This is a genomic window from Stakelama sediminis (assembly GCF_014199335.1).
Taxonomy (GTDB): Bacteria; Pseudomonadota; Alphaproteobacteria; order Sphingomonadales; family Sphingomonadaceae; genus Sphingomonas; species Sphingomonas sediminis.
In genome coordinates, this window is the sequence record NZ_JACIJI010000001.1 from 801861 (window position 1) to 824663 (window position 22803).

The 22803-nt window shown below is 63.5% G+C and carries 26 protein-coding genes; 13 read left to right on the plus strand and 13 right to left on the minus strand.

What is annotated here, in order from left to right; translation table 11 throughout:
* Window positions 1-9: 9 nt before the first annotated feature.
* The 3 genes from FHR23_RS04085 to FHR23_RS04095 all read right to left on the minus strand — a co-directional run bounded on the left by FHR23_RS04085 (window position 10) and on the right by FHR23_RS04095 (window position 2245).
* Window positions 10-576 (minus strand): CvpA family protein, encoded by a 567-nt coding sequence (locus FHR23_RS04085; RefSeq protein WP_184002167.1) that lies wholly within the window; start codon window positions 574-576, stop codon window positions 10-12.
* Window positions 577-590: 14 nt separating this feature from the next.
* Window positions 591-1964, minus strand: coding sequence for a DNA repair protein RadA (gene radA, locus FHR23_RS04090; protein ID WP_184001623.1), 1374 nt, complete (start codon window positions 1962-1964; stop codon window positions 591-593).
* Between the two features lie 62 nt (window positions 1965-2026).
* Entirely contained in the window at window positions 2027-2245 is a 219-nt protein-coding gene (locus FHR23_RS04095; protein WP_184001624.1) for a hypervirulence associated TUDOR domain-containing protein, read from the minus strand.
* Window positions 2246-2336: 91 nt separating this feature from the next.
* On the opposite strand from FHR23_RS04095, the gene FHR23_RS04100 reads away from it, so the two are divergent.
* Window positions 2337-3491: a glycosyltransferase family 4 protein gene (locus tag FHR23_RS04100; RefSeq protein WP_184001625.1), complete on the plus strand. Its 1155-nt coding sequence runs from the start codon at window positions 2337-2339 to the stop codon at window positions 3489-3491.
* A gap of 32 nt (window positions 3492-3523) precedes the next feature.
* On the opposite strand, the gene FHR23_RS04105 is transcribed toward FHR23_RS04100, so the two are convergent.
* Window positions 3524-3844: a DUF2218 domain-containing protein gene (locus tag FHR23_RS04105; protein ID WP_184001626.1), complete on the minus strand. Its 321-nt coding sequence runs from the start codon at window positions 3842-3844 to the stop codon at window positions 3524-3526.
* Between the two features lie 91 nt (window positions 3845-3935).
* On the minus strand, window positions 3936-4514 hold the full coding sequence (locus FHR23_RS04110) for a PadR family transcriptional regulator (RefSeq protein WP_246359675.1): 579 nt from the start codon (window positions 4512-4514) through the stop codon (window positions 3936-3938).
* Window positions 4515-4623: 109 nt separating this feature from the next.
* Here FHR23_RS04110 and FHR23_RS04115 point away from each other — a divergent pair, with 109 nt between their 5' ends.
* The 3 genes from FHR23_RS04115 to FHR23_RS04125 are packed head-to-tail and all read left to right on the plus strand — an operon-like array spanning window position 4624 to window position 7125.
* The gene (locus FHR23_RS04115; protein WP_184001628.1) at window positions 4624-5937 is read left to right on the plus strand and encodes a replication-associated recombination protein A; all 1314 of its coding nucleotides are present in this window, start codon (window positions 4624-4626) and stop codon (window positions 5935-5937) included.
* Window positions 5934-6275 (plus strand): MmcQ/YjbR family DNA-binding protein, encoded by a 342-nt coding sequence (locus tag FHR23_RS04120; protein ID WP_184001629.1) that lies wholly within the window; start codon window positions 5934-5936, stop codon window positions 6273-6275. Before FHR23_RS04115 ends, FHR23_RS04120 begins: the two co-directional genes overlap by 4 nt.
* Window positions 6265-7125, plus strand: a complete 861-nt coding sequence (locus FHR23_RS04125; RefSeq protein WP_343043043.1) for a hypothetical protein — start codon at window positions 6265-6267, stop codon at window positions 7123-7125. Before FHR23_RS04120 ends, FHR23_RS04125 begins: the two co-directional genes overlap by 11 nt.
* Before the next feature lie 170 nt (window positions 7126-7295).
* Here FHR23_RS04125 and FHR23_RS04130 read toward each other — a convergent pair whose 3' ends face one another.
* From FHR23_RS04130 to FHR23_RS04145, 4 genes are all read right to left on the minus strand, one after another.
* Entirely contained in the window at window positions 7296-9476 is a 2181-nt protein-coding gene (locus FHR23_RS04130) for a xanthine dehydrogenase family protein molybdopterin-binding subunit (protein ID WP_184002168.1), read from the minus strand.
* A gap of 15 nt (window positions 9477-9491) precedes the next feature.
* Entirely contained in the window at window positions 9492-10433 is a 942-nt protein-coding gene (locus FHR23_RS04135) for an FAD binding domain-containing protein (RefSeq protein ID WP_184001631.1), read from the minus strand.
* Window positions 10430-11077, minus strand: a complete 648-nt coding sequence (gene paoA / locus FHR23_RS04140) for an aldehyde dehydrogenase iron-sulfur subunit PaoA (protein WP_184001632.1) — start codon at window positions 11075-11077, stop codon at window positions 10430-10432. The genes FHR23_RS04135 and paoA overlap by 4 nt, the downstream gene beginning before the upstream one ends.
* A 108-nt stretch (window positions 11078-11185) precedes the next feature.
* On the minus strand, window positions 11186-11626 hold the full coding sequence (locus tag FHR23_RS04145; RefSeq protein ID WP_184001633.1) for a (deoxy)nucleoside triphosphate pyrophosphohydrolase: 441 nt from the start codon (window positions 11624-11626) through the stop codon (window positions 11186-11188).
* Between the two features lie 42 nt (window positions 11627-11668).
* On the opposite strand from FHR23_RS04145, the gene FHR23_RS04150 reads away from it, so the two are divergent.
* Both FHR23_RS04150 and FHR23_RS04155 read left to right on the plus strand, forming a co-directional pair.
* Window positions 11669-11857, plus strand: coding sequence for a Flp family type IVb pilin (locus FHR23_RS04150; RefSeq protein ID WP_425506341.1), 189 nt, complete (start codon window positions 11669-11671; stop codon window positions 11855-11857).
* Window positions 11858-11977: 120 nt separating this feature from the next.
* Window positions 11978-12145 carry a Flp family type IVb pilin gene (locus tag FHR23_RS04155; protein ID WP_184001634.1) on the plus strand — a complete coding sequence of 56 codons (168 nt, stop codon included), beginning with the start codon at window positions 11978-11980 and terminating at the stop codon, window positions 12143-12145.
* Between the two features lie 244 nt (window positions 12146-12389).
* On the opposite strand, the gene FHR23_RS04160 is transcribed toward FHR23_RS04155, so the two are convergent.
* From FHR23_RS04160 to FHR23_RS04175, 4 genes are read right to left on the minus strand one after another with little or no spacing between them, the layout of a single operon-like run.
* Window positions 12390-13337: an acetyl-CoA carboxylase carboxyltransferase subunit alpha gene (locus FHR23_RS04160; RefSeq protein ID WP_184002170.1), complete on the minus strand. Its 948-nt coding sequence runs from the start codon at window positions 13335-13337 to the stop codon at window positions 12390-12392.
* Between the two features lie 13 nt (window positions 13338-13350).
* Window positions 13351-14256, minus strand: a complete 906-nt coding sequence (locus FHR23_RS04165; RefSeq protein ID WP_343042983.1) for a tyrosine recombinase — start codon at window positions 14254-14256, stop codon at window positions 13351-13353.
* Window positions 14253-16070 (minus strand): hypothetical protein, encoded by a 1818-nt coding sequence (locus tag FHR23_RS04170; protein ID WP_184001635.1) that lies wholly within the window; start codon window positions 16068-16070, stop codon window positions 14253-14255. The genes FHR23_RS04165 and FHR23_RS04170 overlap by 4 nt, the downstream gene beginning before the upstream one ends.
* On the minus strand, window positions 16051-16188 hold the full coding sequence (locus tag FHR23_RS04175) for a hypothetical protein (protein ID WP_184001636.1): 138 nt from the start codon (window positions 16186-16188) through the stop codon (window positions 16051-16053). The genes FHR23_RS04170 and FHR23_RS04175 overlap by 20 nt, the downstream gene beginning before the upstream one ends.
* Before the next feature lie 85 nt (window positions 16189-16273).
* Between FHR23_RS04175 and FHR23_RS04180 the strand changes: the two genes are divergently transcribed.
* The 7 genes from FHR23_RS04180 (at window position 16274) to rpiA (ending at window position 22701) form a co-directional block, all read left to right on the plus strand.
* Window positions 16274-16813, plus strand: coding sequence for a shikimate kinase (locus tag FHR23_RS04180; RefSeq protein WP_184001637.1), 540 nt, complete (start codon window positions 16274-16276; stop codon window positions 16811-16813).
* Window positions 16810-17910 carry a 3-dehydroquinate synthase gene (aroB, locus tag FHR23_RS04185; protein ID WP_184001638.1) on the plus strand — a complete coding sequence of 367 codons (1101 nt, stop codon included), beginning with the start codon at window positions 16810-16812 and terminating at the stop codon, window positions 17908-17910. The genes FHR23_RS04180 and aroB overlap by 4 nt, the downstream gene beginning before the upstream one ends.
* 115 nt (window positions 17911-18025) lie before the next feature.
* Window positions 18026-18982, plus strand: a complete 957-nt coding sequence (locus tag FHR23_RS04190) for a COX aromatic rich motif-containing protein (RefSeq protein WP_246359676.1) — start codon at window positions 18026-18028, stop codon at window positions 18980-18982.
* On the plus strand, window positions 18979-21072 hold the full coding sequence (locus FHR23_RS04195) for a cbb3-type cytochrome c oxidase subunit I (RefSeq protein WP_184001639.1): 2094 nt from the start codon (window positions 18979-18981) through the stop codon (window positions 21070-21072). The genes FHR23_RS04190 and FHR23_RS04195 overlap by 4 nt, the downstream gene beginning before the upstream one ends.
* Entirely contained in the window at window positions 21069-21695 is a 627-nt protein-coding gene (gene cyoC / locus FHR23_RS04200) for a cytochrome o ubiquinol oxidase subunit III (protein WP_184001640.1), read from the plus strand. The genes FHR23_RS04195 and cyoC overlap by 4 nt, the downstream gene beginning before the upstream one ends.
* The gene (locus tag FHR23_RS04205) at window positions 21692-22012 is read left to right on the plus strand and encodes a cytochrome o ubiquinol oxidase subunit IV (RefSeq protein ID WP_184001641.1); all 321 of its coding nucleotides are present in this window, start codon (window positions 21692-21694) and stop codon (window positions 22010-22012) included. Before cyoC ends, FHR23_RS04205 begins: the two co-directional genes overlap by 4 nt.
* Complete coding sequence (gene rpiA, locus FHR23_RS04210; RefSeq protein ID WP_184001642.1) at window positions 22012-22701, plus strand: ribose-5-phosphate isomerase RpiA; 690 nt, start codon at window positions 22012-22014, stop codon at window positions 22699-22701. The genes FHR23_RS04205 and rpiA overlap by 1 nt, the downstream gene beginning before the upstream one ends.
* Window positions 22702-22803 lie beyond the last annotated feature (102 nt).

Sequence of the window (22803 nt, forward strand, 5' to 3'; positions counted from 1 at the left end):
GCCATGCGCTCATTTTCGCGAGAGATTGAGCGTAATCGCGGACTTGTTGCCGTCATGGTTCGGGAAAAGCGGCTCGCCACGCCGACGCCGGTCGACGAAATCCGCGATACTGGCGCTGGTCGCATTCAACATCGGATAGCTGCGCGAACGGGTGATCCAGTCCGGGCGAGAGCGCGGACCGCCGCCGATCGTATCGAACACCAGCAACAGCAGCAGAAAGGCCAGACTGGCGAGGATCAGCCCCTTGAGCGCGCCGAACCCGAATCCCAGCGCACGGTCGACCGGCCCGAGGATCGAGGTGCGCACCCGCGACCCGATGCCGTTGGCAACCAGCCGCCCACCGAAATAGGTCAGCCCCGCGATAATCGCAAAGGACAGCACCGCCGCCCCCGAAGGCGTGCCGACCCAGGGCAGCAACGCCCCGGTCAGCGGCGTGTGGAACAGCTTGAGCGCAAATACGATGAAAATCCACGCGATCAGCGACAGGACTTCGGTCACGAAGCCGCGCATAAAGCCCAGAATCGCCGCACCGCCGACCAGCAGCAGCACGACAATATCGAGAGAGGTCAGACCCAGCATGGCTGCGTGCGCTATCCGCGTGCGAGCATATGGTCAACGAATCCCGGCAGTCCGGCAAAGCCCGAAAGCTGCACCGCACCCTTTTCCTGTGCCAGCGCGGACGGCACCAGAGCGCGACCGAAGCCCAGCTTGCCCGCCTCGCGCAGCCGCAAATTACCGTGCGCGACGGGACGGATTTCCCCCGACAACGCCACCTCACCGAACGCCACCGCATCGGTAGGCACCGGCCGTTCGGACAAGGCCGACACGAGTGCTGCGGCGACCGCGAGATCGGCCGCGGGGTCCTGCACGCGATAGCCGCCCGCAATGTTGAGATAGACTTCCGAGGTCGAGAAGCTGAGGCCGCAGCGTGCCTCCAGCACCGCCAGAATCATCGCCAGCCGCCCCGAATCCCAGCCGACCACCGCCCGGCGCGGCGTTGCGCCCGACGCCAGCCGCACGGTCAGCGCCTGCACCTCCACCAGTACGGGCCGCGTCCCCTCCAGCGCAGGGAAAACCACGGTGCCGCTGACGCTTTCATCGCGGCTGGTAAGGAACAGGCTGGACGGGTTGGCGACTTCCTTCAACCCCTCGCCCGCCATCGCGAACACGCCGATCTCATCGGTGCCGCCAAAGCGGTTCTTCACCGCGCGCAGGATACGATACTGGTGACTGCGCTCGCCCTCGAACGCCAGCACCGTATCGACCATATGTTCGAGTACGCGCGGCCCCGCAATCGTCCCGTCCTTGGTGACATGCCCGACCAGCACCAGTGAGGTGCCGCGTTCCTTGGCAAAGCGGATCAGTTCCTGCGCACTGGCGCGTACCTGACTGACCGTGCCCGGCGCGCCTTCGATCAGGTCGGAATGCATGGTCTGGATCGAATCGATCACCAGCAGCGCGGGCGGCGCGCCTGCCCCCAGCGTAGTGAGAATATCGCGTACCGATGTCGCGGCGGCGAGCTGCACCGGCGCATTGCCCAGCCCCAGCCGCCGCGCGCGCAGGCGCACCTGATCGCTGGCCTCCTCCCCCGACACATAGGCGACGCTGCGCCCGGCCTGCGCCAGCTTCGCCGCCGCCTGCAACAACAGCGTCGATTTGCCGATACCGGGATCGCCGCCGATCAGCGTCGCCGACCCGGTGACGAAGCCCCCGCCCAGCGCGCGGTCGAGTTCGGCGATACCAGTCGCCATCCGGTCGGGCAGCGGAATATCGGTGTCCAGCCCGCTCAGCGTGATCGCACGTCCGCCCGATTGCAGGTTATGCTTCGCCTGAAACGGAGTGACGACCGCGCCGCCATCCTCGACCAGCGTGTTCCATTCGCCGCAATCGCCGCATTGCCCCGCCCATTTGGAAGAGACGGAGCCGCATTGCTGACAGACATAGCGTTTCTGGGGTTTGGCCATGTGCAACGGGTAGCGCGCGCGGAACGAAAAGGGAATATCGAACCGTGGAAAAGCCGCGCTGCCTACCCGGCGGACAGTTCCGAACCCTCTTTCAACACCGTGTCGCCGTCGTCCTGTTCGATCAGATAGGCGGGATTGTCCTTGCTGCCGTTCCTGACGATCCTGCTGCCTTTCAGCGTGCGCTGGACCCGGCGTTCGAACCGCTCCTTTACGGTTCCGCAGGCGGTTGCCTGCCCCCATTTCCATGTCACCGTCTGGCCCTTGCGATAGCTGTTCGACATGATCGCCCTTTCACCAATCGTCCTGTAAATTCTCAAGGTCGTAACACTGTTCCATTGGCCAAAGCCTGCGTCGGCGCTATGGCGCTGCGGCATGGACGCACAGGATCTTCGCGTTGCGCTGTTCAGCGGCAACTATAACTATACACGCGATGGCGCGAATCAGGCGCTGAACCTGCTCGTCGGCCATCTGCTCGACCGCGGGGTTCAGGTGCGCATCTATTCCCCGACGACCGACAGGCCCGCGTTCGAACCGACCGGCGATCTGGTCAGCGTACCGGGGCTGGCGCTGCCGGGCGGGCGCGGCGAATATAAGCTGGCACGCGGGTTGCCCGCGTCGGTGCGCCGCGACCTGAAAGAATTTGCGCCCAATATCGTCCATGTCTCCTCACCCGAAACGCTGGGCCATCGCGCGATCAGCTGGGCGTTGCGGCATGATGTCGCGCCGGTGGCCTCTCTGCACACACGCTTCGAAACCTATCCGCGCTATTACGGCATCGGGTTCATGGAACCGATGCTGGTGAAGCTGCTGACGCGATTCTACAATCGTGTCGAGCGCGTGTTCGTACCGGGTCAGTCGATGGCCGATGTCATCCATGACTGGGGCGTGACGACGCCGACCAGCATCTGGTCGCGCGGCTGCAACCATGATCGCTTCACGCCCGCACGCCGCAGCCTGGAATGGCGGCGCTCGATGGGTATCCGCGATGACGAGATTGCGGTGGGTTTTCTCGGCCGTCTGGTGCTGGAAAAGGGGTTGCGGTTTTTCGGCGAGGTAGTCGGGGAACTGAAACGGCGTGGTGTCAGGCACCGGGTACTGGTGATCGGCAAGGGACCGGCACGCGACGATTTCGCCGCCCTTGCCCCCGAAGCGGTGTTTGCGGGGTTTCAGGCCGGCGACGATCTCGGTCGCGCAGTGGCGAGCATGGATTTGCTGTTCAACCCGTCGGTGACCGAAACCTTCGGCAATGTGACGCTGGAGGCGATTGCCGCAGGGGTTCCGGTGGTCGCCGCCGATGCGACCGGCGCCCGCGACATATTGGAGGATGGCGTGACCGGCTTTCTGGTCCCTCCGCGCGACATCGGCGCCTATGCCGATGCGATCCAGCGTCTGTGCGAGGAACGGGGTCTGCGCGACCGCATGGGCGAGGCCGGACACCAGGCGGCGGAACCCTATGTCTGGGACCGAGTGAACGAGGTGGTGCTACAGGGCTATCTCGACGTGCTGAACGCGCGTGCAAAAAGATAGGGGAAGGGACGCCCCCTTCCCCTTCCTGCCGATCAACCCGCCTGCCAGTCATAACTAAGCGGCGCTTCGCGAAAGGCGAAGCGGTCGAGATGGCGTTCGAGCACGCCCTTCAGCCCCTCCAGATGGTCGGCATTGCTGGCATCAAGGCGGACGGTCAGCGCCTTGTCCTTCGCGTCCAGCGTCGCCTTGCCGTCATCGTCCCAGTTCGCGCCACGCGCATCGCGCGGGAAGGTGATGGTGCCGTGTTCGGGCGTGAACTCGACGTTCAGGCTGTGCTGCCAGTGTTTACAAAGCTGCTGCAGATAGCGGCTGGCATGGCCGGTCGGCACGTCGGCGATGGCAGTTGCGGTCATAGTGTCATCTCCAATACAGGCGTCAGGCGGGGACATGGGGATGCCCAGCCGCCGACGCAAAAGCTCCAGTCTCGTCATGGGCGCCAAGCGGTCAAAGCCGTTCGATCCGCCGCGCGGCATCGTCGAGAATGTCGGCGACATCGTGCAGCATCTCTGGCTTGACGTCCTCCGCGCTCATCCTTTGTTGCAATACGGTGCGCAGATTGCCCATCGCACGGCGCACCGGCCCGTCGCTGGTGCGCGCGCCCATCGAACCGAGCTGGTCGAGCCGCGCGAACAACATCTTCAGATCGGCCTCATGCTCTTCCAGATGCGCGCGTCCGGCATCGGTGACGCCAAAAGTCTTCTTGGCGCCCTCGCTGTCCTGTTCGGCGATCAGGTCCATCTCGGTCAGCATGGTGACGGTCGGATAGACCACGCCGGGGCTGGGCGCATATTGCCCGCCGGTGCGGCTTTCGATTTCCCGAATCAGGTCATAGCCGTGGCGCGGTGTTTCCGCGATCAGCGCAAGCAGCAACAGCCGTAACTCGTCACCGTCGAACATCCGGCGACGGCGGCCGCCATGATGCCGGCCATGTCCGTGCCCGCCGAAACCATGGCCGCGACCACGCCCGTGACCGCCCATACCCATCCCATCGGTCCAGGCTCCATATCCTTTTCCAAAACGCATAATATCTATCTCCGATATATCTTGAGTCGAACGTGAAATAGTGCAGTCGGTGCTTTTATGCAAGTCCCCGGCTGTTGTTCATGATTTGGACCGCCTATATCGGGCGGCGATGGCTGATCTTTTCGCTTCCGACGAACCGCAACCGGCGCATGAAGTCGCGCCCGATGCCCCGCTTGCCGACCGGCTGCGACCTGCACGGCTGGCCGATGTGGTGGGACAGGATCATCTGACCGGTCCCGAAGGTGCAATCGGCAGAATGGTCGCGGCGGGCAAGCTGTCGTCGATGATTCTGTGGGGCCCGCCCGGCACCGGCAAGACGACGATCGCGCGGCTGCTCGCCGATGCGGTCGGGCTGCGCTTCGCCTCCATCTCGGCCGTCTTTTCCGGTGTTGCCGACCTGAAGCGCGTCTTCGCCGAGGCGCGCGACCATGCGAAGATCGGCAAACGCACATTGTTGTTCGTCGACGAGATTCACCGCTTCAACCGCGCACAGCAGGACGGTTTCCTGCCCTATGTCGAGGACGGCACGGTCACGCTGGTCGGCGCGACGACCGAAAACCCTTCCTTCGAACTCAACGCAGCGCTGCTCAGCCGCGCACAGGTGCTGATCCTCCACCGGCTCGATGCGGCAGCGCTCGGCCAGTTGCTCGATCGCGCCGAAACGGAGGAGGAGCGCCCCCTGCCCCTCGACACTGCCGCACGCGATGCGCTGATCGCCAGCGCGGACGGCGACGGGCGCTTCCTGCTCAATCAGGCGGAGACGCTGTTTTCGGTCAATCTTGATGCAGCACTTGACCCGGCGGGCCTGTCGGCGCTGCTCCAGCGCCGGGTCGCGGTGTACGACAAGGATCGGGAGGGGCATTACAACCTGATCTCCGCGCTGCATAAATCCCTGCGCGGCAGCGATCCGCAGGCAGCGCTCTATTATCTCGCCCGGATGCTGGTGGCGGGGGAGGAACCGCTTTACGTGCTGCGCCGGATCGTGCGTTTCGCCAGCGAGGATATCGGGCTGGCCGACCCCAATGCGCTGGTTCAGTGCCTCGCCGCCAAGGACGCCTATGATTTCCTCGGCAGTCCGGAGGGCGAACTGGCGATCGTGCAGGCCTGCCTTTATTGCGCGACCGCGCCAAAATCGAATGCGGCGTACAAGGCGGCGGGCGCGGCATGGCGCTCGGCAAAGGCGACCGGATCGCTGATGCCGCCGCAGAATATCCTCAACGCGCCGACAAAACTGATGAAGGACATCGGCTATGGCAAGGGCTATGCCTATGACCATGACACCGCCGACGGCTTTTCCGGGTCGAATTACTGGCCGGAGGAAATGACGCCCGAAACCTATTACCGCCCGGTCGATCGCGGTTTCGAAAAGCGTATCGCCGAACGCATGGCCTGGTGGGAGGAACGGCGGGAGCGTAATCAATGACCTTTGATGACGCGGTAACCTTTGCGCTGACATTGCCCGGTGCCGAAAAGGGCACATCCTATCGCCAGCCCGCGGTGAAGGTGAACGGCAAAGCATTTCTGAATGTCGGGCACGAACCCGATACCAGCTTCGTGGTGCGATGCCCGGAGCACGAAAAGATGGTGCTGATCGAAACCGACCCCGACACCTTCTGGCAGACCGCGCATTATGAAGGCTGGCCCGCCGTGCTGATCCGTTACACGTCTCCGGAGCGGGAACGGATCGAAATCGTGATCACCCGCGCCTGGTGGGATTATGCCGACAAGGCACAGCGAGAGGCATTCGGTGATCGCCCCTGATCATTTCACCCGTTTTGCCGCGATCGACTGGTCGGGGGCGAAGGGCAGCCGCCATCGCGGCATCGCAGTGGCAATGTGCGCGGCAGGCGACGCCGCGCCGGTGCTGGTCGAAGCGCCGAACGGCATCTGGTCACGCACCGATGCACTGCGCTGGGTGGAGGCGCAGGCCGACACACCGACGCTGATCGGCTTCGACTTCAGCTTTGCGCCGCCCATTGTCGAGCGCAGCGCCTATCTGCCCGGAGAGGAAACACCAGCCACCGCGCGGCGCTTCTGGGCCTATGTCGATGCGCATTGCCCGGATGAGGATCTGGGTGCCGCCAGTTTTCTGGAGGCGCGGCGCGGCACGCATTTCTATCTCGGCGCAGCGGATGGTGTGAAGGCGCGCTTCATGCACTTTCGTCGCTGCGAAGCGCATTACAATGCGAACGGAGGCGGCAAACCCTCCACCGTCTATGATGCGATCGGCGCGGCGCAGGTGGCAAAGGCCAGCTTTGCCGGGATGCGGCTGCTGCACCATCTGGGCGAGAATGTCCCCGTCTGGCCATTCGACCCGGTGCCGGACAAGGGCGCGCTGGTGGTCGAAATCTATACCGCCATCGCCGCGCGTGCGGCGGGAATGCGCAAGGGCCGGAGCAAGGTGCGGGAGGCGGAGGCGCTGGACGCGGCACTCGCGCAGTTCGACTCCCGTCCCCATGCACCGCTGATCCGCTATGACGACCATGCCACCGACGCAATCCTCACTTCGGCATGGCTGCGCCGCCATGCCGGGCGCAACGAGTACTGGAACCCGACCGCCCTGACCCCCGCCGCCGCACAGGGCGAAGGCTGGACGTTCGGCGTTATCTGACCGCCCTAGGGTCGATCGCCATTCAGAAGATGATGTGGCGGAGTCGCAGACGTTCGTAGAACAATATGGTGGATTTTCGTGACCCGGCGCGCAGCGTACTTTCAGTACGTGAGCACCGGAAGCCCGGAAAGCAACCATTTGCAGGCCATCAGGGCTGAATGGCGACGGGCCTAGGTCATCAGGCCCGCCAGGATCTTGTCCATCGTCGCCGGATAGTCGCGCACGCGCACGCCGCAGGCATTGTAGATCGCGTTGGTGACGGCCGCACCGACGCCGCAAATGCCCAGTTCCCCCACGCCGCGCGCCTTCATCGGCGAGGATTTGTTATCCTCCCCTTCCAGAAACACGACGTCGAGATCGGGAATATCGGCATGCACCGGCACCTGATATTCGGCCATGTCGTGATTGACGAAATAGCCGAAGCGCGGATCGACGATCAGGTCTTCCATCAGTGCGGAACCGACGCCCATCGTCATCCCGCCCAGACACTGGCTGCGCGCGGTTTTCGGGTTGAGCACACGCCCGATCGAACAGACCGACAGCAACCTGCGCACGCGCGGTTCGCCGGTATGCATATCGACACCCACTTCGGCGAAATGCGCACCGAAACTCGCCTGTGCATATTTCTTCGTCAGATCGCCGAATTCGATGCTGTCGACGGCAGTAACCGGCGACCCGCCGACAAGGCTTTTCAGCGCGACACGCTTGTCGCCCGCCGCAATCGCGCCATCGGCAAACTGCGCCTGTTCGGGATCGAATCCCGCCTTTTCGGCCAGCATCCTGCGCAACAGCCAGCACGCCGCATAGGTGCCCGATGTCGAGCTGTTGGCGCCCCAGGAACCGCCTGACCCGGATGCCCTGGGCAGGGCGCTGTCGCCCAGCCGTACCTCGACCGCGGCCATCGGCACGCCCAGCATTTCCGCTGCCGTCTGCGCGTTGATCGTATAGCTGCCGGTGCCGATATCGGTCATCGCGCTTTCGACCAGCACGGTTCCGTCCGGGCGCAGAGTCACCCGCGTGCCTGACGCGGTAACGGGGTTACCGCGAATACCGGCCGACACCCCCATGCCGACCAGCCACTGCCCGTCGCGCACCTGTCCCGGTTTCGGGTTGCGTTTCGACCAGCCGAAACGCTCCGCACCGGTACGCAGGCACTGGACCAGCTTGCGTTCGGAGAAAGGACGGTCCGGCCCGACTTCGGGGTCGTACTGGATATCATTGACGACGCGCAGCTCGACGGGGTCCATGTCGAGCTGTTCGGCCAGTTCGTCCATCGCGTTTTCAAGCGCGAGCAGGCCCACCGCTTCGCCCGGCGCACGCATCGCCCCCGCCTTTGGCAGGTCGAGTTCGGCCAGATAGGTCTGGATCAGCCGGTTCTTGCCCGCATAGAGCAATTTCGTCTGGCCCGACGCATGTTCGCCCCCGCCGCCGGGCTGGTCGCCGGTATAGGTGGCATGGCCGACCGCCACCAGCTTGCCGTCGCGCCCCGCCGCCAGCCGCAGATGCTGCATAGTCTGCGCACGATGGGTGGTATGATTGAAAATCTGCCCGCGGGTCAGCGCGATCTTGACCGGTCGGCCCAGCTTGCGCGCGGCCAGCGACGCGAGAATCGCATCGGCATAAATCACCAGCTTCGACCCGAAACCGCCGCCGACATAGGCGGAAACCGCGCGAATATTGGCTTCGGGAATACCGATCGTACCCGCCACGCCCGACGTTACCCAGTGCATCACCTGGTGCGCGAGATAGAGCGTCAGCTTGTCGCCATGCCATACCGCGGTGGAGGCATGCGGCTCCATCATCGCATGGCTCTGGTTCGGCGTGGTATAGGTGACATCGACCTTCGCAGGCGCGCCGGCGAACGCCCCGGCAAAATCGCCCATATCGACATTGCCTGCACGCTGGGACAGTTCGCCGTCCTTCAGCAGGTCGAGTGAAAAGCGCCCCTTTTCCTGACTATAGCCAATATGCAGCATCTGTGCGGCGGCCGTTGCCTGTTCGAACGTATTGGCGACGACCAGTGCCACCGCCTGACCATATTGCTTGATCTCCGCTCCCTGAAGCTGCGGGGATCCGCGGTCATTCTGCTTCGGCGCGTTGAGATGCGTCATCACCATCAGCACGCCGGGCGCGCGTTCGGCATCGCTGGTGTCGATCGTGTCGATCCGCCCCTTGCCGATGGTCGAAGTCACCACCACGCCATAAGCGGCATTGGGTGCGGCATCTTGATATTCATAGGCATAGGGCGCCTGTCCCGACACCTTCAACGGACCGTCGATCCGGTCATAGGGCTTGTCGAGCACCTTCAGCTTGTCGGTCGGGTTCGGACCTGCGGGGGTATCGAATTTCATCATCGTCCCGCTCCCTTATGCCTGTGCCTGTTCGATCGTCGCCGCCAGCGTGCGCCGGGTCAGCGGAATCTTGAAACGATTTTGTGCGGTCGGACGTGCGCCCGCCAGCACCGCTTTGGCGATGGCATCCGCGCCGGAAAGTTTCTCCGCCGCCTCCACCCGCCAGGGTTTGGAGGCGATACCGCCAAAGGCGAAACGCTGCACGCCGTCACCGATCACCGCCGCCACCGACACGGTTGCGAAGGCATAGGACGCGCGGTCGCGCACCTTACGATAGACATGTGTGCCGCCCAGCGGTTTGGGCAGCGTTACCGCGGTAATGAACTCACCATGCCGCAACGCATTTTCGACATTCGGCGTATTGCCCCATTCGCGATGGAAATCGGCAATCGGAATCGCTCTCGTGCCGCCATCGGGCATGATCGTTTCAACCTTCGCGTCGAGCAGCCGCATCGCCACCGCCATGTCGGACGGATGCTGCGCGATGCACGCATCACTGATGCCGAGGATCGCAAGGTTGCGGCTGAACCCGCCGATCGCGCTACATCCGGTGCCGGGCTTGCGCTTGTTGCACGGTTTGGACGTGTCGTAGAAATAGGGGCAGCGCGACCGCTGGAGCAAATTGCCGCCGGTCGTCGCCTTGTTGCGCAACTGCCCCGATGCGCCTGCCATCACCGCACGCGACAGCACCGCATAGTGGCGCTTGACGATCGGATGCGACGCCATCGCGGTGTTGGTAACGAGCGCGCCGATCCGCAAACCTCCGTCACCGGTGCGTTCGACCTTTTTCAGGTCGAGCCGGGTGACATCGACCAGATGCGCAGGCCGCTCCACCTCCAGCTTCATCAGATCGAGCAGATTGGTACCGCCCGCGATGAACTTCGCTTCGGGATGACTTGCTACTGCCTGCGCCGCTGCCTGCGGACTGTCGGCACGTTCATAGGTAAAGGCCCTCATGCCACCCCTCCCCCATGCACTTCGCGGATCGCCGCGACGATGTTGGGATAGGCGGCGCAGCGACAGATATTGCCGCTCATCCGCTCGCGTACCTCCTCATCGGAGAATACGATATTCTCCAGATCTTCGGTGACGTTGCTGGGCACGCCCTGATCGAATTCTTTCAGCATCGCGACCGAGGAACAGATTTGCCCCGGCGTGCAATATCCGCACTGAAAGCCGTCATGCTTCACGAACGCGGCCTGCATGGGGTGCAGGTTGCCGGGCAGGCCCAGCCCCTCGATCGTCGTGATTTCGTCACCCTCGTGCATCACCGCCAGCGACAGGCAACTGTTGATGCGCGTACCGTTGACATGCACCGTACACGCGCCGCACTGGCCATGGTCACAGCCCTTTTTCGTACCCGTCAGCCCCAGTCGCTCGCGCAGCGCATCGAGCAGCGTCACCCGGGGGTCGAGTTTCAAGCTGTGTTTCGTACCGTTGACGTTCAGGCTGACCGGCACCGTCGCGGGTGCGGGTGCAGGCGACGGAGTCGCCGGGTCGGCCAGGGCATGTGCATTGGCCAGTGCAACCGTCGCGGCGCTGCCGGCCAGCAGCCCGCGTCGGGTGACACCGGTGCGTTTGGGATTGGAGTCTTGATCCATGGGACGCTCCTCTCGCTGGGCGAAGAGTGGAGCATTCAGACTAGTAGCATACACCCTCTGCTTCCAGTCCCCTTTCGAGCAGCCGCTCAAGAGCGGCTTTCTTTCCGCCTAAAGCATCATTTCGAGCAGGCCGATCAGCGGACGGTCGGCAGGCGGCATGTCCAGCCGATGCAGTTCCACCGGTCGTAGCCATTGCAGCGCGGTGGCATGGCGTGCCTGCGGAATACCTTGCCATTTGCGCAGGACATAGAGCAGCAGCAACAGGTGCCGTTCGCCCAGAGGCTCGCTGGCAAAGGCGGCGGGGGCAAGGCAGCTTTCTTCCGTTGCGATCCCCAGTTCTTCGTGGAGTTCGCGCACCAGCGCTGCCTCGGGCGTTTCGCCCGCTTCCGGCTTGCCGCCTGCAAATTCCCACAATCCCGCCATCGGCTTGCCCGGCGGGCGCTGCTGCACCAGCACCCGGCCGTCGGCATCGACCAGTGCCGCCGCGACGACCGTAAACCACGGCGAATCGTTCTGCTTCGGAGCGATATTAGACGCTTTGTTAAGCATTATCCGATTATCTCCCATGGCATCTTTGGGGAAACGATCACAGTGTTGCAGGCGATCCGTCATATCACAGTCCGTCTGATCCGGAATCAAGCTGCTGCTTCGGCAGTGGAATATGGACTGATTCTGTCACTGGTCGTGCTCGCAATGATGGGCGCACTGGTTCAGTTCGCCGGCGCCACCACCGATATGTGGAATTTCGTCAGCACGAAAGTGCTTGAAGTCGCCGGCTGAGACGGTCTGCGGCTTAAACCTTTATCAATACTCCCATCATAAACCGGTGCCGTCGGCTGGGGTCTTTGCCTGGGTCGACCGGGTAATTGAAGCGTTTTCGTTTAAACGATGGAGATCGGTATGCAGACCATTCGCAAGTTCATTCGCAATTCCAAGGGTGCCACGGCCATTGAATACGGCCTGATCGCAGCGCTGATCGCGGTTGCCGCGATTGCCGCGATGAGCACGCTCGGCAACAACCTGACCCACACGTTCAACAACGTGTCGTCGAACCTGAAGGCCAGCTAAGTCCAGCTGACTTCGAACAAAGGGGCGGCGGTGCATCGCGCACCGTCGCCCTTTTTCTTTGCCCGGATCGAATATGGCTCAGTCTGCGCAGTGGAAGCCTGATGCCCCGGACTGAACAATTATCGTCATTGCGACAGCGGCTTTGTGCCGGGGGAAGCAATCCAGCGCACCATATGCATGGCCGGACTGCCGCGTCGCTTCGCTCCTCGCAGTGACGCGTTCAACGCGCCGCATAAGCAGCGCCCTATAAACGGCCCATTTGCAGGAACTTGGCGCGGCGGTCCTGCCGCAGGGCATCCGCGGACATCTCCTTCATCGCTGCCAGCGACTCGGCGATAGCATCGCCCAGCGCGCTGATCGCCGCCGCATGGTCGCGATGCGCACCGCCCAGCGGTTCGGGAACGATCCTGTCGATCACCCCCAGCTCTTTCAGATCCTGTGCGGTTACCTTCATCGCTTCGGCAGCATCCGCAGCCTTGTCGGCGGTACGCCACAGGATCGACGCGCAGCCTTCGGGGGAGATCACCGAATAGACGGCATGTTCGAACATCAGCACCCGATTGCCGCTGGCCAGCGCAATCGCGCCGCCGGAACCGCCCTCGCCCAGAATCGCCGCGACCATCGGCACGCCCAGCGCCAGCGACTGCTCGGTGGAACGGGCAATCGCCTCCGCCTGACCGCGTTCCTCGGCCTGAATGCCGGGAAATGCGCCAGAGGTATCGACCAGCGTCACCACCGGCAGGCCGAACCGGTCGGCAAGCTGCATCAGGCGGATCGCCTTGCGATACCCTTCCGGCTTGCCCATGCCGAAATTATGCTTCAGGCGGCTGGCGGTATCGTCGCCCTTTTCATGGCCGATCACCATCACGCGCTGCCCGCGGAAGCGGCCGAAACCGCCCAGAATGGCATTATCGTCGGCAAAGGCGCGGTCGCCGCCCAACGGCATGAAATCGTCGATCAACGCCGAAACATAATGATTGAAATGCGGGCGTTGCGGATGTCGCGCCACCTGTGTTTTTTGCCAGGGCGTCAGTTTTGCATAGGTATCGCGCAGCAGCTTGTCCGATTTGGACTGAAGCCGCTTTACATCCGCATCGATATTGAGGGCGCCGTCGGCTGCGGTTTCGCGCAGTTCGTCGATCCTGCCCTGCAATTCTGCGATGGGTTTTTCAAAGTCCAGAAAACTTGTCATCAGGCGATTGCGGTTACGCACCTCTGCGCGCAACGTCAACGAGCGGATGACGCTGGTTGACCAGTTCGACCAGCCGCCGGCTGTCGACATGGGTATAGATTTCCGTCGTCGCGATATCGGCATGGCCCAGCATCGACTGCAACGCGCGCAGGTCGGCTCCGCCTTCCAGCAGGTGGGTGGCAAAGGCGTGGCGCAGCACATGCGGGCTGACCCGGTTGGGCGGAATGTCGGCAACGACCGCCAGTTCCTTCAGAATCTGGTAGAGCCTGATGCGGGTCAGATGCTTTTTTCCCGATGGGAAAAGCCAGGCTTTGTCGGCGGGCACATGGTCGCGCCACGCTCCGACGGCCGCACGCGCACGGTCGGAAATCGGCACCAGCCGCTCGCGCCCGCCCTTGCCGCGCAGAATCAGGAAGGGACGGTCGGGTGCCACTGCATTGCGCGGCATCGACACCAGTTCGGTCGCGCGAAGCCCCGACCCGTAAAGCAGCTCGATCAGCGCGGATAACCGCAGGTCGAGCGGATTGGCGGGCACCCGCTCCAGCCGTCGCTCGATCACGGCGAACAGCGAATCGACCTCCGCCGAGGACAGGATTTTCGGTAATGCGCGCTCGCTTCCCGGTCGCGGCAAATGCCGTCCGGGATCGTCGGCACGCAGCCCTTCATCGGCAAGAAAGGCATAGAAACGGCGCAACGCCGCCGCCTTGCGTGCAACCGTCGAGCGCGACAGCGGCGCCCAGCCATCGGCCAGCCGCGCCAGCGCCGCCGCATCGGCATCCGCCAGTCCGCCGTCCAGCGCTTCCGATGCCAGCCGCAAATCGGTGGCATAGGCGGACAAGGTGTTGCGCGCCGCGCCCGATTCGACCGCCATCATTTCCAGAAAGCGGTCGATCAGCGCCCGGTCGCCGCCGGAGGTCACACCCGCGAAACCGCCTCGGCAGCGATCATCCGGGCATAGCCCTCCTGCCCCGCCGCACGCAGCGCCGACACGATGTGGAACAGCGCAACCGGCGACACCGCCTTCCACGACGGGGTCTGCATCCCGATGGCGGCAAGCAGCAGCACCGTTCCGGCTTCACGCGCCTGTCCCGCCTTGTCGATCGCCTCGGTCCAGCGGTTGGTCGTACCCAGCGTAAGGTCGACCGACTGCGCGATACTCGTCACCTCGCCATCGCGAAGCCGCCCCAGCCCCGCCAGCGCCGCGACCAGCATCCGCGCCTTCAACGGGTCGCTCGCACCGCCATTCTTGCGAAAGGCGTCGATATCGCCATGGTCGAGCGGCCTGATCGATCCGGGATCGGCCACGGTCAACAAGGCCCAGCCCGCACTGCCGCGCTGCACGACATTGCGCCAGCGCATCGCCGCGCTGTCCAGTCCCGCCGTCAGCATTGATGCGATCAGCCGTTCGGCATCGGCCGCATTCTGCTGATTCGCCGGAATGCCGCTCGACGCGCGCGCCGTCAGCACCAGCCGCGCAAACTTGCCGTCCTCCGATTTGGGTTCGGCCCACAGCCGTTTCAGCGTATCGATCCGCTCCGCCGCGGTCGGCGCGACATAGGCAGTGCGCAGGTCATGGGCGATGGCACTGTCCGCGCTGTCGGCATCGCCGTCTTCATCCAGCGAGGCATAATCATCGACCAGCGCCGCACTCGACAGCACACCGCGCGCAGCGGCCAGCCGGGCATAGGGCAGTCGCTTCGACGCGCTGATCTGCGGCGCAAGCGCCCGCCACAACCGAACACGTTCGGGCGAATCAGCCAGTACGTCGTCAGGAATGTCGGTGTCAGTCGCAGTCGCAAGGCCATAGCGCCACGCGTTGAGCTCCCCGACACCGCCCCATTCCACAGTGACGGAACGCTGTCCCTGCGCGCCCAGTCCCATCACCTTTTCGGCAAGCCGCAGGTCGATGCCCTGCGCGACATTCTTGCGCCGCGCATCGCGGAACAGGTCATTGGCCTTTTGCGGCATTCCCGACAGTCCCGCACACATCGGCGCAGCCAGTTGCCAGCCGGGGGCGTCCGTCACCAGCACCGCGGTCGGCTGTAACGCGCACAGGCCACCGGGATCGGCGGCGGCGAGATGCGCGAGCAGCGCCGCACGATAGAGTTTGCGGGTATAATTGTCGGTATCGACCGCCTGCACCACGGCGCGCGCGGCATTCGCCTCCCCCAGCCGCGCGAGCAGCGTCGCACGCGCAGCCGCGAAATCGGCGCCATTGATCCTGTTCGGCACCAGCGTCGCGCTCGACAGCGCGCGGCGCAGCCCGATTTCCAGCCAGCGCGACGCGATCGGCGCGTCCACCTCTCCCATCAGCGCGGCGAGAAACAATCCGTTGCTGCGTCCCCAGGCATTGGCGGGCAGGCCCCCGTTACGCCGGGTGATGAAACCGGCCTGATTGAGTGACCGTTTCGCCGAAGGCGGCAGCGAATATTTGAGCAGTTCCTGCGCGGTCAGCGGCGTCGGCGTATCGGTCGGCGTCGGACCGGGCGTCGGCTCCCCACCGGGCAAAGCCGCAGGCGACGGCGCCCCCGAAACCGGGGTGGCCTGCACTGGCGTCGGGGTTGGAGCCGGTGCCGGACGCGCCTGACGCGGAGTCGGTGTCGGCGACGGTGCCTGATTGAAACCGGGCGGCAGCAGCGATTCGGGCACGTCCTGCCCCAGCGCCGGCCATCCCGCCGCCGCCAGTGCAACCGCTACCGCACCAAGGCCGACGCTAGTTCTGAAGATTTTCAAGCGGCACGGCCTTTTCAACGGTGGTCTGCGGGCGTTCCGTGTTGCGCCCGGCAAGATAGATCATGCCGCCAACGATGACGACGAGAAGGATGAGAAGAAGAAGCAGTGATCGCGACATGCCTGACCCGCAAATTTAAGCGTTACGATAAAAGGTGCCGCGCCTTTTGCCCGACACCCGGCCTCGCTGTATAGCCCCATCCGCAATGTTACAAACCCGTGATTCATCGCTGCACTGGAATGGCAGGCCGATCGTGCTGATCGGGCTGATGGGTGCGGGCAAGTCCACCGTGGGGCGCAGGCTGGCCCACCGCCTCGATATTCCCTTTACCGACGCCGATCAGGAAATCGAAACCGCCGCCGACATGACGATCAGCGAAATCTTCGACCGATTCGGCGAAGAATATTTTCGCGACGGCGAGCGTCGGGTGATTCACCGGCTGATCGACGGATCGCCAAAGGTCATCGCCACGGGCGGCGGCGCGTTCCTGAACGCGGAGACCCGCGCCCTCATCCTGAGCGACGCAATCGCGATATGGCTGGACGCGCAGCCCGAAGTGCTGGCCGAACGCGTCAGCCGCCGCGACACCCGCCCCCTGCTGCGCGACCGCGATCCGCTGGAGGTACTCACCGAACTGGCGGAAGTGCGCAATCCGCTCTATGCGCTTGCGCCGATCCGCGTGCCCAGCCTGAAGGCACCGCACGAGGTGACGGTGGAGGCAATCATCAAGGCACTGGGACTGTGAAATCGATTGAGGTGGCGCTGGGCGAGCGCAGCTATCCCATATATATCGACTCCGGACTGATCGACCGGGCGGGCGACATGCTGACACCCGTTCTCGGTCAGGCCGTCGTGCCGATCGTTACCGATCCCAATGTCGCAAACCATTGCGACCGGCTGCGCGCGTCGCTCGATGCGGCGGGAATCGCCAGCGAAGCCATCGTGCTGGAACCGGGCGAGGCCACTAAGAGCTGGCGGGTGCTGGAACGTCTTTGCGATCGCCTGCTGGAAATGGGCATCGAACGTTCCGGTCATATCATTGCACTGGGCGGCGGCGTGATCGGCGACCTGACGGGCTTTGCCGCCGCGATCCTGAAACGCGGCTGCAACTTCATCCAGATTCCGACGACGCTGCTCGCGCAGGTCGATTCGTCGGTCGGCGGCAAGACCGCGATCAATACGCGGGCAGGCAAGAATCTGATCGGCGCCTTTCATCAGCCCGCAAGGGTGCTGATCGATCCGACGACGCTCGATACGCTGCCCCCGCGCGAAGTAGGTGCTGGCTATGCCGAAATCGTCAAATACGGCCTGATCGACGATGCGGATTTCTTCGCCTGGTGCGAAGCGCATGGTGCGGCGTTGCTGGCCGGTGACGCGGAAGCGCGCGCCCAGGCAATCGCGCATTCGGTGGCCGCCAAGGCCCGTATCGTCGGTGAGGATGAGCGTGAGACGAAGGGGCGTCGCGCGCTCCTCAATCTCGGCCACACCTTCGGCCATGCGCTGGAAGCGGATACCGGTTTTTCCGACCGCCTGCTGCATGGTGAGGCAGTGGCGGCGGGTATAGCGCTGGCCTTTGCCTTTTCGGCGGAACAGGATCTTTGCCATGCCGAAGACGTCGCGCGGGTTGCCGCCCATCTGCGCGCCAGCGGCCTTCCCGACGGACTGGCGGCGGCGGGTGTGTCGGCGTCCGGCGCAGCACTGGTCGATCATATGCGCCATGACAAGAAGATGGAGGGCGGGTCGCTTCCCTTCCTGCTCGCCCGCGGGATCGGCGAAACCTTTGTCGCGAACGACGTCCGCCTGGACACGGTAGCGGCGTTCCTCGACTCCCGGCCGCGCTAAACCGATTTTCGTTCGGAACCTCTCCAGTAAAAGTACGTTGGCCGATCAACCTGCACGCTTTGTCCCGTTCGGATGACGAACCGGGAACCAGCCGCAATAAGGGAGATCGGGAATCTTGCGACAGCGCAATGTCTGTTCGAACGCGCCACGCGTTGCCGACGCTGACAGCGCCAGCCCCCCGCCCCGAAACCACTCCCCATATCGCCGCCTGGGCACGGTTGCCGGTACGGCGGTGCTGCTGGCGCTGAGCGGCTGCGCGGATTCGCATGGGTTTCTCGCGCCCGCCGGCCCTGTCGCCCATGAACAGTCGCACGCCTTCTGGTTCGTGCTGATCCTGCTCGCCACCGTCTATGTGCCGATCTTCCTCCTCGTACCCGCCATCGCCTGGTGGTACCGGCGCGGCAACAAGCGCGCGACCTACGCCCCGAAATGGGAATTTTCGTGGCCGCTGGAATTTTTCATCTGGGGCGGCCCGATCGTCATCGTCCTGATCCTCAGCGTCGCGCTGTGGCACTGGACGCACAAGCTCGATCCCTACAAACCGATCCGGTCCGCCAAACCGCCGCTGGAGGTACAGGTCGTCGGCCTCGACTGGAAATGGCTGTTCATCTATCCCGATCAGGGCATCGCCACGGTCAACCGGCTGGTCATCCCCGTCGATCGCCCGGTCGAGTTAAAGCTCACCACCGATACGGTGATGCAGTCCTTCATGGTCCCGAAACTGGCCGGACAGATTTATGCCATGGCCGGAATGCGCACGAAGCTCAATTTCATGGCGAGCCGGCCGGGCAATTTCTACGGCGAGAATACCCAATATAACGGCACCGGTTTCCAGAAGCAGAAATTCCTGACCCGCGCCGTCACGCCCGGCCAGTTCACCCAATGGGTGCAGCAGGTGCGTGCCGACGGCAAGCCGCTGACCATCGCGCAATATCAGAAGGTCGCCCAGCAATCGGTGCCGGATAAACCCAGCTTCTACAGCAGCGTGGCACCCGATCTGTTTCAGCGCATCATCGCAAAATACCATCCCGGCGGCCCTTCCGTCCCCGCCAAGCCGAAGGAGGCCCAATGAGCGCGCCCGCACATGGTTTCTGGCATATCCTGCTGGGACGAATGACCTGGGATTCGCTGGCGTTCGTGCGCGCATGGCACGACCCGACGGTCAGTGAGATTATCGGCTCCTGTGCTGCGGCACTCGTCGTTATCGGTGCGGTCGCGCTGTTCGCGGCGCTGACATATTACCGCGCATGGCGCCCCTTATGGAAGAACTGGGTCGTCAGCGTCGATCACAAGAAAATCGGCATCATGTACATGGTGCTGGCGGGCGTGATGCTGACCCGCGCGCTGATCGAGGCGGTGCTGATGCGGCTGCAACAGGCCGATGCCGTCAACAAGCCGGGTTTTCTCGCACCCGACCATTTCGGCCAGTTGTTCAGCACCCACGGTACGATCATGATCTTCTTCGTGGCGATGCCGTTGCTGACCGGCCTCATCAACTTCGTCATGCCGATGCAGATCGGCGCGCGCGATGTCAGTTTCCCGACGATGAACTCGATCAGCCTGGGGCTGACCACGGCGGGTGCGATCCTGATCATGATCTCGCTGGTACTGGGAAAATTCTCGACCGGTGGATGGAGCGGATATCCGCCTTATACGGAGATGAGCTACAATCCCGGCGAGGGGCCGGATTACTGGATCTGGGCGGTTACGCTCAGTTCGATCGGCACGACGATGACCGGCATCAACTTCGCCGTCACCATCTACAAGGAACGCACGCAGGGGATGCACCTGATGCGGATGCCGCTGTTCACCTGGACGGCATTGTGCACTTCCATCCTGATGATTTTCGCGATGCCGCCGCTGACGGTGGCGACCGCGATGCTGGCGCTCGACCGCTATCTGGGCTTCCATTTCTTCACCAACGGAATGGGCGGCAACCTGATGAACTACGCCAACCTGTTCTGGCTGTTCGGCCATCCGGAAGTCTATATCCTGATCCTGCCCGCATTCGGCGTCTATTCGGAGGTGTTCTCCACATTCTCGGCCAAGAAACTCTATGGCTATACCTCGCTGGTGATCGCGACCATGGCGATTGCAGTGCTGTCCTTCACCGTCTGGCTGCACCATTTCTTCACCATGGGGCAAAACGCCAATATCAACGCGTTTTTCGGCATCGCGACGATGACCATCGGCATTCCGACCGGCGTGAAAATCTATGACTGGATGTGGACGATGTTCCGCGGGCGGGTACGGTTTTCGGTGCCGATGCTGTTCTCGCTCGCTTTCCTCATCACCTTCGTCGTCGGCGGGGTGACGGGCATTTTGCTGGCGACGCCACCCATCGATTTCATGGTTCACAATACCGTGTTTCTGGTCGCGCATTTCCACAACATGCTGATCCCCGGCCTGCTCTACGGGATGATCGCGGGCTATCAATACTGGTTTCCCAAGGCATTCGGGTTCCGCCTCAACGAACGCTGGGGGCGACTGTCCTTCCTGTGCTGGGTGCTGGGCTTCTATCTGGCGTTCATGCCGCTCTATGTGCTCGGCGCCGACGGGATGCCGCGCCGCAGCCAGGAACTGTTCCATTCCAGCTATCTGCCCTGGCTGATCGTCGCCGGGATCGGCGGGCTGGTACTGCTCGCGGCACTGCTGACGCTGTTCATCCAGCTTTGGGTCAGCATCCGCGAGCGCGACGCCAATCGCGTGCCCATCGGCGATCCGTGGGACGGGCGCGGGCTGGAATGGTCGATGGCGGCCCCGCCGCCCGAATATAATTTCCATGTCCTGCCCAAAGTCACCGGACGCGACGCCTTCACCCATAGGAAGGAACAGGGCGAGGCCTATCAGCCCGCGGCTGAATATCAGGATATCGAGCTGCCGCGCGATAACGCCTCCGGCGCGGTGATCGGGCTGGGCGGGCTGGCGGCCGCGTTCGGGCTGGTCTGGCATATCTGGTGGCTGGCGATTCTGGGCGTGCTGATCATGTGGGGGATGGTGATCTTCCGCAGCTTCATCACCGAGACGCATCAAATCATCCCGGCCGACGAAGTGGAACGCCAGCATCGCGCGTTTCTGAAAGAAGTTTCGGAAACCCGCGCTGTCGACCGCGATTATGAGATGACGCCGCAAAATCGCGGCCTGGCGGAGGCCGACACATGAGCACGCGCGAGCTGAAACATGCCGGTCTGAACCTGCAACAGACCGACCCGAAAACGCATGAGGAAGCGGAAAGCAGGGTTTTCGGTTTCTGGGTATTCCTGATGAGCGATGCGGTGTTGTTCGCATTGCTGTTCGCGACCTATGGCGTGATGCTGTCGGGAACCGCGGGCGGGCCGGGCACGCAAAACGTCTATGAAATGAAGAGCGCGTTCATCGAAACGCTGTTGCTGCTGTCGAGCAGCTTCACCTTCGGCATGGCCTCGCTGGCAATGAAATATGAGGGCAAGGCATCGCGGATTTCGGTGTGGCTGGCCGTGACGCTGATCCTCGGCCTCGGCTTTCTCGGCATGGAAATGCACGACTTCGTGAAGATGATCGGCGAAGGCGCCACGCCGGAACGCAGCGGCTTTCTCTCCTCCTTCTTCGCGCTGGTTTCCACCCATGGGCTGCACGTGCTGGGCGGCAGTATCTGGATCGTCGTCATGCTGGTCCAGCTATCGGTGTTCGGCGTGACACCGGCGGTCAAGACCCGGATCCTGCGGCTGGGGCTGTTCTGGCACTTTCTCGACATTATCTGGGTGGGCATCTTCACCATCGTCTATCTGCAGGGGCTGACGCCATGAATCAGGAAGACCGCGCCGAATATCGCCGCGAACTGCGCAGCTATATCATCGGGCTGATCGCGGCACTGGTGCTGACGGCGGCATCGTTCGCAACCGTCCACTGGCGGCTGTTTTCCGCGCCGACCGGCATCCTGATCGCCATCTATCTGCTGGCGCTGGTGCAGATAATCGCGCATTTTCGCTATTTCCTGCATATCGACCTGCGCAAATCGGCACGCGACGACCTGCAACTCATCCTGTTCTCGACGATGATCGTGCTGCTGATGGTCGGCGGCACGCTGATCGTGCTGTTCAACCTGAAATCGCGCATGTTCTGATGATCGGTGCCGACCCGATTGATACTTGCAAGCGCGCGGCGGCCGAAGCGGCGGTGGCGCAAGTGCGCGACGGCATGGCGGTCGGACTGGGCAGCGGCACCACGGCCGCCTTCGCCATCAAGGCGCTGGGCAGGCGCGTGGCCGACGGACTGACCATCACCGCCGCTGCCACCTCCGGGCGCAGTGCCGACCTGGCCCGCGCATCGGGCATCGTGGTGCGGGACTTCGCGACGCTGGCTACGCTCGACATCGCGATTGACGGGGTGGACGAGATCGACCCGGACCTGCGCGCCATCAAGGGCGCGGGCGGCGCGTTGCTGCGCGAAAAAATCATCGCCACCGCCGCCACCCGGATGATCGCCATCGCCGACGACCGTAAGCCGGTGGCGCGGCTTGGCCACGCGGCGTTGCCGGTCGAAATCCTGCCCTTCGCCACTGCCTTCGTCACCGCGCGGATCGAGGCGCTGGGCGGACAGCCGGTGCTGCGCATGGCCGATGGCGCGCCCTATCGCACCGATCAGGGCAACCCGATCCTCGATTGCCGTTTTCCCGACATGGCCGACCCGCAGGCGCTGGCGGACGCGCTGGCGACCCTTCCCGGCGTGCTGGCACATGGCCTGTTCCTGACCGAGATCGACGAACTGTCCGTCGCCGGTCCCGATGGTGTGGACCATCGCAAACGCGGCTGAAACATGGGATCGTTTCGGCAATCCCGTTTCGAACGGAACCGATTTTCCTCCGCGCGTGTTCAGCAAGGGAGAGCGACTTTTCCCGGCCGCCCCCGAAATCAT